Origin of the sequence: Xylophilus rhododendri, assembly GCF_009906855.1 — a bacterium.
Classification (GTDB): Bacteria; Pseudomonadota; Gammaproteobacteria; order Burkholderiales; family Burkholderiaceae_C; genus Xylophilus; species Xylophilus rhododendri.
On sequence record NZ_CP047650.1, the window covers coordinates 5,679,072 to 5,691,692 of the forward strand.

The window sequence follows — 12,621 nt, forward strand, 5'->3', positions numbered from 1 at the left end:
GGAGTGTTCAGTGGGCGCGCTCGCGTTCGGGCCAGCGCAGCCGGTGCATCTGGCGGCGCAGTTCGCCGAGGGCGGCGCGCGAGGCGCTGGTTTCGGCCGGCGCGTAGCGCTGGGCTTCCAGGCGCAGCAGCCAGTCGGACAGCGGCCGGGCGCTTTCGCCGAAACGCTGCACCGCCTGGCGAGCCAGCGCGCGCGGCGGCACCGCTTCGGTGGAAGGCATGCCCTTGCGGGACAGGCGCTGGCGCGCATCGGCATACAGGCGCAGCCAGGGATCGCGCCGCCTGCGCAGCGTGGCCTGCCAGGCGACGCCGGCCAGGAGTCCAACCAGGACCAGCACCGCCAGCACACGGGCCATGCTGCGCCAGTCGGGCGCATCGAAGCCCAGACGCTTGAGCAGGTCGAGCTGGCGGTCCTCGGTGTAGTTCAGCACCCACTGGTTCCAGCGGTCGTTGAGCGCCTCCCAGGTGGCACGCAGCCGGCTGCTGAAGTTGTTGCCGACGACGGCGCCGAAGGCCTGGCCGAAAGCGCCTTCGGGCGCCGGGGCGCGGAACTCGGCCAGGCGCTCGGGTGCGACCGAGGCGGTGGGGTCGACCCGCACCCAGCCCTGGCCGTCCATCCAGACTTCGGTCCAGGCATGGGCATCGCTCTGGCGCACGGTCCAGACGCCGTCCACGCTGTTGGGTGCGCCGCCCTGGTAGCCGGTGACGATGCGGGCCGGCACGCCCGCCGCCCGCATCAGCACCGCGAAGGCCGAGGCGATGTGTTCGCAGAAGCCGGCCTTGCGCTCGAACCAGAAGTCGTCGGCGGTGTCGCGGCCGTAGACGCCGGGCTCCAGCGTGTAGCGGTAGCCGCCGCTGCGCAGCCGGGCCAGGGCGGCATCCACGAGCTCCGGGGTGCCGCCGGCCGCCACCGCGGGCTGGGCGCGCAGTTCGCCGGCCAGGGCGCGGGTGCGCGGGTCGAAGCCGGTGGGCAGGGCGGTGTATTCCGCCAGCGAGGCGGGCGTGGCCTGCACGCCGAGCTGGTAGTCCGGATAGCTGGCGGCGCGGTAGCGCAAGACCTGGCTCAGGGGGCGGGCGGAGACCCATTCCATGTCGCCGCTGAGAAAACCCTCGGCGCCCTCGGGCCGGGCCGGCGCCGCGTCCATCACCAGCAGCCAGTGGCGGCCGCTGGGCTCCAGCGTGGCCTCGTAGCGGATCGGCTCGCCGCGCACCTGCAGCCGGGCGGGCGGCAGCCAGCGCGGCTGGTAGCGGCCGTTGAACTGCTCGGTGGCGGGCGTCCAGTTGCGGCCGTCGAAGCGGCTGAGCACCGGGCCGCGGAAGTACAGGGCCTGCTGCGAGGGCTGGGCGCGCGCGGGCAGGTCGGGGAAACGGATGCGCATGACCGGCGAGCCGTCCTGCGCCAGCGCGGCGATGTTGCCCACCCGCATGTCCTCCGACAGGCCGGTGCGGGCGCGCGAGGTGTCGCCCGGCACGCCCCACAGCGGCGCCACGCGGGGGAAGAAGAGGAACAGCGCGGCCATCACCGGCGCACCGAAGACCATCAAACGAAATGCGGTGCGCGCCGCCAGCGCCAGCGGCGGCCGGCCGACCGGCATATGCGCCTGCACCAGCGCCGTCAGCAGGCCGAACAGGCCGACCAGCGCGATCACCGCCAGCGGCAGCGCCTGCGAATACAGGAAGTTCATCAGCAGCACGAAGAAGCCGAGGAAGAACACCACCATGGCGTCGCGCCGAGCGCGCAGCTCCAGGGTCTTCAGGGCCAGCAGCAGCACGGCCAGGCTGATGCCGGCCTCGTAGCCGGCCAGGGTGCGGAAGCTGCCGAAGACGGCGGCCACGGCCAGCACCAGCAGTCCCACCCGCATGGCGCGCGAGGGCAGCGGCGCCGCGCGCCAGGCCAGCCAGGCGCGCCAGCCCAGCAGCAGGGCGGCGATGGCGCCGGTCCAGGGGCGCAGTTCCAGTGTCAGCGGGGCGATCACCCAGGCCAGCACCGCCAGCAGGAAGAGCGTGTCGCGGCTGTCGCGCGGCAGCGATTGCCAACGCTGCCAGCGGGCCGACGAGGGCAGGGTGTTCAGCATCGCGCCAGGGCCTCCAGGCAGCGCAGGCGGTGGGCCGCCCCCTGGTCGGGCGCGATCTCCAGGCCGGGCAGGCGCAGGCCGTAGGGCTGGCCCAGGTGTTCGGCCGCGAGCACCCAGGCGCACAGGCGGGACAGGCGCTCTTCCAGCGGAATGGCGCCGGCGGCCAACAGGTCCAGCCAGAGATCGGATTCGGTGGGCTGGGCGGTGTCGCGGCTGGTGAGTTCGCCGCTGCCGGCGGCGATGGCGCGGGCGGATTTCTTCCACACCACCTGGCGCAGCGGATCGCCCCGGCGGTAAGTGCGCACGCCTTCGGGCTCGGCGCCGCCGGTGGCGCTCAGGCTGCTGCGCCGGTCGCCGCCTTCACGCGGCGTGCCGGCCGGCAGGGGCTGGGCGGGTTGTTCGGGCTGGGGATAGACCAGCACCTTGCTGGCCGGGCGCCAGACCGTCCATGCGCGGAAGGCGCCGATCGGAAACCGTGTCTCGGCCTCCAGCGGCTCCAGCGCATGCAGGCCGCGCCCGGGCGGCATCCAGGCGAGCTGCACCAGGGCCCGTCCGCCGGCGGGCACATCGGCCCAGGCGCGTTCCTGCTGGCCGCGCAGGCCGACGGCGATGCCGGGGCGCAGCCGGCCGCGCTTGCCGCCGTCCTCGTCGGCGATCTCCACTTCCAGCACGGCGGCGCTGCCGGCGAAGCAGGGCGACAGCGGCAGCAGGTGCAGCGTGGCGCCGCGCAGGTTGCCATGGCCCACATGCATGGCGGCCAGGGCGCTGCCGCCCAGCAGAAAGGTCAGCAGATAGCCCAGGTTGAGCTGGAAGTTGATCGAGGCCACCAGCAACACCAGCAGCACGCCGGCCAGCATGAAGCCGGCGCGGGTGGGCAGGATGTAGACGTTGCGCTGGGTCAGCAGCTGGGTGTCCTGGCGCGGCGCGCGCGAGAACAGCCAGCGCTGGGCGCGGCCCGCGGGCGGTGCTTCGCTGGGCAGCGCCGTCACGGCAGCGGCACCGCCTCGCCCATGGCGCGCACCTGTTCGACCGCGCCGCGGCCGGCACCGGCCACCGGCACCAGCCGGTGCGCCACGCATTGCGGCAGCACCGACTGCACATCGTCCGGCGCCACATAGTCGCGTCCGGCCAGCAGCGCCTGCGCCTTGGCCGCGCGCAGCAGGGCGATGCCGGCGCGCGGCGACAGGCCCTGCACGAACCAGCGGCCCGAGCGCGTGGCGGCGATCAGGGCCTGCAGGTAGTCGAGCAGCGGCTCGGCCGCATGCACCGCCAGCACCTGCTGCTGGAGCGCCTGCAGCTCCTCGGTGCTGAGCAGGGGCAGCAGGTGGTCGAGCATCTCTCGCCGGTCCTCGCCCGACAGCAGCACCCGTTCGGCGGCGCGGTCGGGGTAGCCCAGGGAGATGCGCATCAGGAAGCGGTCGAGCTGCGACTCCGGCAGCGCGAAGGTGCCGAGCTGGTCGTGAGGGTTCTGGGTGGCGATCACGAAGAAGGGCTCGGGCAGGGCGCGGGTCGCGCCTTCCACCGTGACCTGCTTTTCCTCCATGGCTTCGAGGAGAGCGCTCTGCGTCTTGGGACTGGCGCGGTTGATCTCGTCGGCCAGCAGCACCTGGGCGAAGACCGGGCCGGGGTGGAAGACGAAACCCTCGCGGCCGCGTTCGTAGACCGACACGCCGATCAGGTCGCTGGGCATCAGGTCGGCGGTGAACTGCACCCGCGAGAACTGCAGGCCGAAGGTGATGGACAGCGCATGCGCCAGCGTGGTCTTGCCGACGCCCGGCACGTCCTCGATCAGCAGGTGGCCGCCGGCCAGCAGGCAGGCCACACAGTCCCGTACCTGCTGCGGTTTGCCCACGATCACGGTGTTAAGCTGGTCCAGCAAGGCCTGGAGTTTCTGGCGTGTCTGCATAGGGCGCGACGTTAGCTCAAAAACAGTGTGAGACCCGAGAGACATGAACAAGACCGGCTATTTCACCCACCCGGCCTGCCGCCGCCACGACATGGGCCGGGGCCATCCCGAATGCCCGGCGCGGCTCGATGCGATCGACGACCGGCTGCTGTTGACCGGCGTGCTCGACGCCCTCGACCGGCAGGAGGCGCCGCCGGCCGACGACGCCGACCTGCTGCGCGCCCACACCCCCGCCCATCTGGCGCATCTGCGTGAACTCGATGCCCGGCTGGCGGCCGACCAGGCCGCTGGCGGCCCCGCGCTGGCCGCCATCGACCCCGACACCAGCCTCTGCGCCCACAGCCTGGAAGCCGCCTGGCGCGCCGCCGGCGCCGCCGTGGCCGCCACCGATGCGGTGGTGACCGGCGCCCTGGCCAATGCCTTCTGCGCCACCCGCCCGCCGGGCCACCATGCCGAGCACGGCCGGGCCATGGGCTTCTGCCTGCTCAACAACGTGGCCGTGGGCGTGCGGCGCGCGCTGGAAGTGCATGGCCTGCAGCGGGTGGCGGTGGTCGATTTCGACGTGCACCACGGCAATGGCACCGAAGACATCCTGCACGGCGACGAGCGGGTGCTGATGGTCGGCCTGTTCCAGCATCCCTTCTATCCCTTCACCGGCGAGCCGCCGGCCGCCGACAACATGCACAACGTGCCCGTGCCGGCCTACACCCGCGGACCGGCGGTGCGCGAGATCGTCAGCCGGCAGTGGCTGCCCCTGCTGGAGGCGTTCAGGCCGGAGATGATCTTCATCAGCGCCGGCTTCGACGCCCACCGCGAGGACGAGCTCGGCCAGCTCGGCCTGGTCGAGGCCGACTACACCTGGATCACCGAGCAGCTGCAGGCCGTGGCCCTGCGCCATGCGGGCGGGCGCATCGTCTCCTGCCTGGAGGGCGGTTATGCGCTGGATGCGCTGGCCTGCAGCGTCGAGGCCCATGTACGGGTACTGGCAGGAGTCTGAAACCATGCAGGCATTGCAGAAACTGATCGCCGATTTCCATGCGTCCGACCCCTGGCTGGGCCTGCTGCTGCTGGCCCTGTGCCTGGCCGTCGCCTGGCTGCTGGCCAAACGCCTGGGCCGTGGCCAGTCGCAGGGCGCGGCCTCGGTCTGGTTCGGGCGGCATACCGCCGACGGGCTGATGTTCCCGCTGCTGGCGCTGCTGCTCGTCTATGCGGCGCGCACCGGCGTGGCGCTGTACCGGCCGGCCTTCGTGCTGCAGATCGCCGTGCCGGTGCTGGTCTCGCTGGTGGTGGTGCGGTTGTGCGCGCGGGTGCTGCTGTCGGTGTTTCCGCAGTCGCCGGCCTCGCGGCTGATCGAGCGCTTCGTCTGGTGGGGCGCCTGGCTGGGCGCGGCGTTGTGGGTCACCGGCCTGCTGACGCCGATGCTGGCGCAACTCGAAGCGGTATCCCTGCATTTCGGCAAGACGCGGGTGGACCTGCGCACCCTGCTCGAAGGCGGGCTCTCCGCCGGCTTGGTGCTGGTGCTGACCTTGTGGGTCTCCGCGGCCTTCGAGCGCCGCATCCTGGCCAGCAGCTTCACCGACCTGTCCTTGCGCAAGGCCGCGGCCAATGTGGCGCGGGCGGTGCTGCTGCTGGTCGGCCTGCTGTTCGTGCTGAGCACGGTGGGCGTGGACCTGACCGCGCTGTCGGTCTTCGGCGGCGCCATCGGCGTCGGCCTGGGCTTCGGCCTGCAGAAGCTGGCCTCCAACTACATCAGCGGCTATGTGATGCTGCTGGAGCGCTCGCTGCACATCGGCGACAACATCCGCATCGACAGCTTCGAAGGCCGCATCACCGACATCAAGACCCGCTACACCCTGGTGCGGGCCACCAACGGCCGCGAATCCATCGTGCCCAACGAGACCTTCATCACCCAGCGGGTGGAGAACCTGTCGGCGGCCGACCTGAAATTCCGCCTCTTCACCGAGATCACCGTGGGCTACGACTCCGATGTGGAACTGGTACGCCGCATCCTGGCCCAGGCCGCGGCGGCGCAGGACCGGGTGATCGCCTCGCCCGAGCCGGTGGCGCACCTGCTGCAGTTCGCGCCGGACGGGCTGATGTTCGCGCTGAACTACTGGATCGCCGACCCGGCCGCCGGGCAGGACAGCGTGCGCTCGGCCGTCAACCTGGCCGCGCTGGCCGCCCTGCGCGAGGCGGGCATCGAGCTGCCTTTCCCGCAGCGGGTGGTGCGCATGGTGGATACCCCGGCGAATTAGAATCGTCAGGCTGTATTCATCGTGAAGCTATTGGAGGCAACTGCAATGAAGGTACTGGTCCCCGTCAAGCGGGTCGTCGACTACAACGTCAAGGTCCGCGTCAAGTCGGACGGCAGCGGCGTGGACATCGCCAACGTCAAGATGAGCATGAACCCCTTCGACGAGATCGCCATCGAAGAGGCGGTCCGGCTGAAGGAGAAGGGCCTGGTCACCGAAGTCATCGCCGTGTCCTGCGGCGTGGCCCAGTGCCAGGAAACGCTGCGCACCGCGCTGGCCATCGGTGCCGACCGCGCCATCCTGGTCCAGACCGATGTGGAACTGCAGCCCCTGGCCGTGGCCAAGATCCTCAAGGCCCTGCTCGACAAGGAACAGCCGACCCTGGTGATCCTGGGCAAGCAGGCCATCGACGACGACAGCAACCAGACCGGCCAGATGCTGGCCGCCCTGGCCGACCTGCCGCAGGCCACCTTCGCCAGCAAGGTCGAACTGTCCGCCGATGGCGTGCAGGTGACCCGTGAAGTCGATGGCGGCCTGGAAACGCTCAAGCTCACGCTGCCCGCCATCGTCACCACCGACCTGCGCCTGAACGAGCCGCGCTACGTGACGCTGCCCAACATCATGAAGGCCAAGAAGAAGACCATGGACACGCTCACCCCCGCCGACCTGGGTGTGGACGTGGCCCCGCGCCTGAAGACCTTGAAGGTCAGCGAGCCGCCCAAGCGCGGCGCCGGCATCAAGGTGCCCGATGTCGCCACGCTGGTGGCCAAACTCAAGACCGAAGCGAAGGTGATCTGATGGCCGTCCTCGTCATTGCCGAACACGACAACGCCGCGATCAAGCCGGCGACCCTCAACACCATCACCGCAGCCAAGGCCTGCGGTGGCGATGTGGCCGTGCTGGTCGTGGGCCAGAACGCCCAGGGCGCGGCCGATGCGGCTGCCAAGGTGGCTGGCGTCAGCAAAGTGATCCTGGCCGATGGTCCGAGCCTGGCCGAAGGCCTCGCCGAGAACGTCGCTGCGCAAGTGCTATCCATCGCTTCCGGCTACAGCCACATCCTGTTCCCTGCCACCGCGGCCGGCAAGAACGCCGCCCCGCGTGTGGCGGCCAAGCTGGACGTGGCCCAGATCAGCGACATCACCAAAGTCGATTCGCCCGACACCTTCGAGCGGCCGATCTACGCCGGCAACGCCATCGCCACCGTGCAGAGCGGCGATGCGACCAAGGTCATCACCGTGCGCACCACCGGCTTCGACGCGGCAGCGGCCGAAGGCGGCAGCGCATCGGTCGAGAAGATCGACGCGGTGGCCGACAGCGGCAAGAGCAGCTTCGTCGGCCGCGAGGTCACCAAGAGCGACCGGCCTGAACTCACCGCTGCAAAAATCATCGTCTCCGGCGGCCGGGCGATGGGCTCCAGCGACAAGTTCAACGAGGTGCTCACGCCCCTGGCCGACAAGCTCGGCGCCGCGCTCGGCGCCAGCCGCGCGGCCGTCGATGCGGGCTACGCCCCCAACGACTGGCAGGTCGGCCAGACCGGCAAGATCGTGGCGCCCACGCTCTACATCGCCGCCGGCATCTCGGGTGCGATCCAGCACCTGGCCGGCATGAAGGACTCCAAGGTGATCGTGGCGATCAACAAGGATCCGGAAGCGCCGATCTTCGGCGTGGCCGACTACGGCATCGAAGGCGATCTGTTCATCGTGGTGCCGGAACTCGTCGCCGCGCTCTAAGCCGCGCGCTGCCGGACGCCGATGCGGGCACTGCCCGCGTCGGCGTTTTTTTCAAGAAAAAAAGAGACATCTCCCGACCAGGCGAAGACCTGGCTGCGCTCCCCCATGAAGACACCCGCCGCCCGGCTGCCACTGATCGACTCCCTCAAGGGACTGGCCTGCTGCCTGATCGTCTGGCACCACCTGGCCTTCTACGGCCCGATGTCCGAAGTCGCGCGTCCGCTGGCCCCCTGGCTGATGGACGTGCTGGCCGACTACGCCCGCATGGCGGTGCAGATCTTCCTGGTGATCGGCGGCTTCCTCAACGCCCGTTCGCTCGCGCCCCGCGGCACCGGGCGCATCGAGGCGCCGCTGGCACGCATCGGCAAACGTTACCTGCGCCTGGCCATGCCTTACCTGGTGGCGCTGGCCACCGGCATGGTGGCGGCGATGCTGGCCCGGCCCTGGCTGCCCGGCCCGGTGGTGCCCGCCGCGCCGCACGAGGCGCAACTGCTGGCGCACGGTTTCTTCCTGCAGGACCTGGTGGGCCAGGAGGCGCTGTCGGCCGGCGTCTGGTATGTGGCCATCGACTTCCAGCTCTTCGCCGCCACGGTGCTGCTGTTCTTCGCCGCGCAGCGCTGGTCCAGCCGGCCGGCGCTGACGGTGTTTTGCCTGGTCTCGGGCATCGCCGCGGTGTCGCTGGTGGTGTTCAACCGGCTGCCTGCGCTGGATCCGACGGCGCTGTATTTCTTCGGTGCCTACGGGCTGGGCATCCTGGCCTGCTGGGGCGCGCATTCGCCGCGGCCGGGGCGCTGGATGGCGGGCATCGCGCTGCTGGGCGGCGTCGCGCTGGCGGTGGATTTCCGGGCCCGGATCGCCATCGCCCTGGCCGCCGCGCTGCTGCTGCTGTGGGCGCATGCACGCCACCGCCAGGGTGATGCCGAGCCGGCGCTGCTGCGGCCGCTGGCCGGGGTGGGGCGCATCTCGTACTCGGTGTTCCTGATCCACTTTCCGGTGCTGCTGTGCGTGGGCGCGCTGGTGCATCACCTCTGGCCGGCCCTGCCATGGGCCAACGCGGCGGGGATGGCCTCGGTGTTCGGGCTCTCGCTGCTGGCGGGCCTGCTGCTGCACCGCACGGTGGAGTCGCGCGGCGCGGGGCCGGGGCGCCTGCTGCTGGTGATGGTTTCGCTTCTGTGCCTGGGCGCCTTCCTGGATTGAGTGCCCCCGCGGCGGCGGGTTTTCCCGCAGTTCGTTATCCTCGCCGCATCGATTTCCCCAGCCCCGCGGCATGTCTCGCCGCCTTCCGGGCGCCTCGTTCCCACATGAAAAACAACTTCCTGCGCGCCGCCGTGGTGCTCGGCCTGCTGTCGGCCATCGGCCCTTCGCCATCGACATGTACCTGCCGGCGCTGCCAAGCATCGGCCAGTCCCTGTCCGCCTCGCCGATGGCGGTGCAGATGAGCCTGATGGCCTTCTTCATCTCCCTGGGCGTGGGCCAGCTGGTCTACGGGCCGGTGTCGGACATGCTGGGCCGCAAGCCGCCGCTGTATTTCGGCCTCGGCCTTTTTGCGCTGGGCAGCGTGGGCTGCGCGCTGGCGCCGGACATCGGCACCCTGATCGCCCTGCGTTTCGTGCAGGGCCTGGGCGCCTGCGCCGGCATGGTGGTGCCGCGCGCGGTGGTGCGCGACCTGCACACCGGCCCGGACGCGGCGCGCCTGATGTCGTTGCTGATGCTGGTCTTCAGCGTCTCGCCCATCCTGGCGCCGCTGGCCGGCAGCCTGGTGATCGAGGTGGTGGGCTGGCGCGGCGTGTTCTGGGCGGTGACCGGCGCCTCGTTGCTGGGCCTGGTGCTGCTGGCCACCAGCCTGCCGGAGACCCGGCCGCCGGCCGATCGGGTGGAGAGCACGGTGCGCGGCGCCATCGCCGGCTACCGCCGCCTGCTGGGCGACCGGCATTTCCTGGGGCTGGTGTTCATCGGCGCCTTCGGCATTTCCAGCTTCTTCGCCTACCTGGCCCATTCCTCCTTCGTGCTGATCGGGCACTACGGCCTGACGCCGCGGCAATACAGCCTGGCCTTCTCGCTGAACGCCGCCTCCTTCATCGGCGTCTCCCAGTTCACCGGCAAGCTGAGCCGGCGCTTCGGCCTGAAGCCGCTGGTCTCCGGCGCGGTGGTGGGCTATGCGCTCACCATGGTGCTGCTGGCGGCCTGCAGCCTGATGGGCATGGAGTCGCTGGCGCTCATCATGGTGCTGCTCTTCATCGGCTACGGCTTCCTGGGGTTGATCGTGCCGACCACGGCCGTGCTCTCGCTGGAGGCTCATGGCGCCATCGCCGGCACCGCCTCGGCCCTGATGGGCACCCTGCAGTTCGTGACCGGCGCGGTGGTGATCGCCGTGTCCGGCGTGTTCATGGACGGCACGGCCCGGCCGATGCTGGTGGCGATCGCCGTCTGCGCCTTGCTGTCCTTCGTCACCGCCCGGTTCACGCTGCGTGGGCACGGCCATTGAGGCGGGCGCCAGCAGGATCGCCCAAGCTCTCCTAGAATCCCTCCCGCGCCCTGCATCCAACGCAGGGCGTACGTTTTCAGGGCGGGGTGAAACTCCCCACCGGCGGTGATGGCGCATCCAGCGCATGAGCCCGCGAGCGTCCGCAGACGGCCCCCGTCCGCGGAGTCAGCAGATTCGGTGAGATCCCGAGGCCGACGGTCACAGTCCGGATGAAAGAAAACGTCGGCCCATCTCGATGGCCGTACTCCGTCTGCAGCCGATGCAGGGGAGGGCGGCCACCGGCGTGGCTGAATTGCCCTGGACCCTGCCGTTCTTCTCGATCCGGTTTTCGGCCGTCCATCCTCGTGAACTCTCGCTCTCCCTTCCCGGCCGCCAGTGGCCGCATCGCCCTGGTGCATGCCAGCTGGCACCTCGACATCGTCAAGCAAGGCTGCGATGCCTTCATCGCCAGCATGGTGGAACTCGGCTTCCCGGCCGATCGCATCGATGTGCTGGCCGTGCCCGGCGCCTTCGAAATCCCGCTGCATGCGGCCAAGCTCGCGGCGCGCGGGCGCTACGCGGCCATCGCCACCTGCGCGCTGGTGGTCGACGGTGGCATCTACCGCCACGACTTCGTGGCCAGCGCCGTCATCGACGGCCTGATGCGGGTGCAGCTCGACAGCGGCGTGCCGGTGTTCTCCGCCGTGCTCACGCCCCACCATTTCCATGAGCATGCCGAGCACCGCGACTACTACCTGCGGCATTTCCAGGTGAAGGGGCGTGAGCTGGCGCAAGCCTGCGTCGCCACGCTGGAGAGCCTTCAACAGCTGCAGGCCCTGACGGGATCCTGAGTAAAGGGCCTTGCGGCCCAATAATTTAGCTATCGGGAGTGCCGGTCCGATTGCGTGCGTCTGACTTTGTGTCCAGAATCGGGCTAGTTGAAACAAAGCGTGTCGCGCTGCGGAGGGCTGGCCCGATGGAAGTGGTGAGCGATCTCTACGATCAACTGGTACATCAGATCTACGACGCCGCCCTGCATCCCGCGCGTTGGGCCGGGGTCGTCGAGCGCATCACGGCGGCCTGCGGCGGCTCCAGCGGCATGCTGTTCACGCCCATGGCCGGCCCGGCGGAGGGCGGCATGGCGATCGTCAACAACATCCCGCAGGCCACGCTGGAATTCTGGGCGGCGCGCAGCATCCACGACGATCCCTACGTGCAGGCCGCCCATCGGCGCGGCCTGGTGCGCGAGGGCGTGGCGATCAACGGCAGCGACCTGGTCTCCGATACCGAGCTGATCGCCACCCGTTTCTACCGCGAGCTCTGGGCGCCGATCGAGCTGCGCCGCCTGTGCTACGGCGTGATCTTCGACGGCACCGACTCCTTCAAGCTGCCGACGGTGATCTCGGTGTTCGGGCGCCTGCGCGACCAGCCTTTCAACAGCGCGCACACCGAGCTGATCGAGCGCCTGCTGCCGCATCTGTCGCGCGCGCTGGGCGTGATGTTCCATCTGCGCGAAGCCCATCTGCGCGAAGCCGTCTCGCTGGCGGCTCTGGACCGGCTGGCCTCCGGCGTGGTGCTGCTGGACGGCCGCGCCCATGTCTGTTTCGCCAATACCGCGGCGCGGCGCCAGGTGCAGGCCTCCGACCGCTGGGAGCTGCGCCGCGACCCGCTCGGCCGCGAACAGCTGGTGCTGGCGGACCGGCGCGACAAGCTGGACGTGGATTTCCAGCGCACGGTGGCCGCCGCCATCGATCCGCTGTCGACCGCGGTGCCCGAGCACTTCTCAGAAGCCATGATCCTGCCCGACGCGCACGGCCGGCCGGGCTGGGTGGTGCATGTGGCGCCGCTGGGCGCGGACGGGGCCGACTCCGCCTTCGGCAGCGCGGGCGGCGCGGGGGCGCGCGCCATCGTCTTCCTCTACGACCTGGCGGCCGCGTCGGCGGTGCCGCCCAAGCTGCTGTCCAAGCTCTTCGGCACCACGCCGGCCGAATCGCGGGCGGCCTTGCAGCTGCTGCAGGGCGGCAGCATCGAGGTGATGGCCGAACGGCTGGGGGTGGCGGCCAACACCTTGAAGTCGCAGTTGAAGAGTGTCTACGGCAAGACCCGCACGCACCGGCAGGCCGATCTGCTCAAGCTGCTGTTGTCGCTCGCCACGCCCTAGCCGTCACGGCCGATGGGCATACTTGGCCGGGCAT

10 protein-coding genes, 1 pseudogene and 1 riboswitch are annotated in these 12,621 nt (G+C 70.4%); of the genes and pseudogenes, 8 read left to right on the top strand and 3 right to left on the bottom strand.

Annotated features, from left to right (window positions below; translation table 11 throughout):
* Positions 1-7: 7 nt before the first annotated feature.
* The 3 genes from GT347_RS26310 to GT347_RS26320 are packed head-to-tail and all read right to left on the bottom strand — an operon-like array spanning position 8 to position 3,980.
* Positions 8-2,074: a transglutaminase family protein gene (locus tag GT347_RS26310; protein WP_160555001.1), complete on the bottom strand. Its 2,067-nt coding sequence runs from the start codon at positions 2,072-2,074 to the stop codon at positions 8-10.
* Positions 2,068-3,063 (bottom strand): DUF58 domain-containing protein, encoded by a 996-nt coding sequence (locus tag GT347_RS26315; protein WP_229722546.1) that lies wholly within the window; start codon positions 3,061-3,063, stop codon positions 2,068-2,070. Before GT347_RS26315 ends, GT347_RS26310 begins: the two co-directional genes overlap by 7 nt.
* On the bottom strand, positions 3,060-3,980 hold the full coding sequence (locus GT347_RS26320) for an AAA family ATPase (protein WP_160555003.1): 921 nt from the start codon (positions 3,978-3,980) through the stop codon (positions 3,060-3,062). The genes GT347_RS26315 and GT347_RS26320 overlap by 4 nt, the downstream gene beginning before the upstream one ends.
* 43 nt (positions 3,981-4,023) lie before the next feature.
* Here GT347_RS26320 and GT347_RS26325 point away from each other — a divergent pair, with 43 nt between their 5' ends.
* From GT347_RS26325 to GT347_RS26360, 8 genes and pseudogenes are all read left to right on the top strand, one after another.
* On the top strand, positions 4,024-4,977 hold the full coding sequence (locus GT347_RS26325) for a histone deacetylase family protein (RefSeq protein ID WP_160555004.1): 954 nt from the start codon (positions 4,024-4,026) through the stop codon (positions 4,975-4,977).
* 4 nt (positions 4,978-4,981) lie between these two features.
* Positions 4,982-6,235 carry a mechanosensitive ion channel family protein gene (locus GT347_RS26330; protein ID WP_160555005.1) on the top strand — a complete coding sequence of 418 codons (1,254 nt, stop codon included), beginning with the start codon at positions 4,982-4,984 and terminating at the stop codon, positions 6,233-6,235.
* Between the two features lie 45 nt (positions 6,236-6,280).
* Positions 6,281-7,030, top strand: coding sequence for an electron transfer flavoprotein subunit beta/FixA family protein (locus GT347_RS26335; RefSeq protein WP_160555006.1), 750 nt, complete (start codon positions 6,281-6,283; stop codon positions 7,028-7,030).
* Positions 7,030-7,962, top strand: a complete 933-nt coding sequence (locus GT347_RS26340; RefSeq protein WP_160555007.1) for an electron transfer flavoprotein subunit alpha/FixB family protein — start codon at positions 7,030-7,032, stop codon at positions 7,960-7,962. The genes GT347_RS26335 and GT347_RS26340 overlap by 1 nt, the downstream gene beginning before the upstream one ends.
* 105 nt (positions 7,963-8,067) lie before the next feature.
* Positions 8,068-9,159 (top strand): acyltransferase family protein, encoded by a 1,092-nt coding sequence (locus GT347_RS26345; RefSeq protein WP_160555008.1) that lies wholly within the window; start codon positions 8,068-8,070, stop codon positions 9,157-9,159.
* Between the two features lie 104 nt (positions 9,160-9,263).
* Positions 9,264-10,447: pseudogene (locus GT347_RS26350) on the top strand (multidrug effflux MFS transporter).
* Between the two features lie 68 nt (positions 10,448-10,515).
* Positions 10,516-10,672: riboswitch (FMN riboswitch) on the top strand.
* Between the two features lie 119 nt (positions 10,673-10,791).
* Positions 10,792-11,277 carry a 6,7-dimethyl-8-ribityllumazine synthase gene (locus GT347_RS26355; RefSeq protein WP_229722548.1) on the top strand — a complete coding sequence of 162 codons (486 nt, stop codon included), beginning with the start codon at positions 10,792-10,794 and terminating at the stop codon, positions 11,275-11,277.
* Positions 11,278-11,402: 125 nt separating this feature from the next.
* On the top strand, positions 11,403-12,587 hold the full coding sequence (locus GT347_RS26360) for a helix-turn-helix transcriptional regulator (protein WP_160555010.1): 1,185 nt from the start codon (positions 11,403-11,405) through the stop codon (positions 12,585-12,587).
* Positions 12,588-12,621: the final 34 nt, after the last annotated feature.

What these genes read in the sequence shown, in the direction of transcription:
- GT347_RS26320 (WP_160555003.1), bottom strand. Translation starts at nt 3,980, where the DNA reads ATGCAGACACGCCAGAAACTCCAGGCCTTGCTGGACCAGCTTAACACC.
- GT347_RS26345 (WP_160555008.1), top strand. Translation starts at nt 8,068, where the DNA reads ATGAAGACACCCGCCGCCCGGCTGCCACTGATCGACTCCCTCAAGGGA.
- GT347_RS26310 (WP_160555001.1), bottom strand. Translation starts at nt 2,074, where the DNA reads ATGCTGAACACCCTGCCCTCGTCGGCCCGCTGGCAGCGTTGGCAATCG.
- GT347_RS26360 (WP_160555010.1), top strand. Translation starts at nt 11,403, where the DNA reads ATGGAAGTGGTGAGCGATCTCTACGATCAACTGGTACATCAGATCTAC.
- GT347_RS26330 (WP_160555005.1), top strand. Translation starts at nt 4,982, where the DNA reads ATGCAGGCATTGCAGAAACTGATCGCCGATTTCCATGCGTCCGACCCC.
- GT347_RS26335 (WP_160555006.1), top strand. Translation starts at nt 6,281, where the DNA reads ATGAAGGTACTGGTCCCCGTCAAGCGGGTCGTCGACTACAACGTCAAG.
- GT347_RS26340 (WP_160555007.1), top strand. Translation starts at nt 7,030, where the DNA reads ATGGCCGTCCTCGTCATTGCCGAACACGACAACGCCGCGATCAAGCCG.
- GT347_RS26325 (WP_160555004.1), top strand. Translation starts at nt 4,024, where the DNA reads ATGAACAAGACCGGCTATTTCACCCACCCGGCCTGCCGCCGCCACGAC.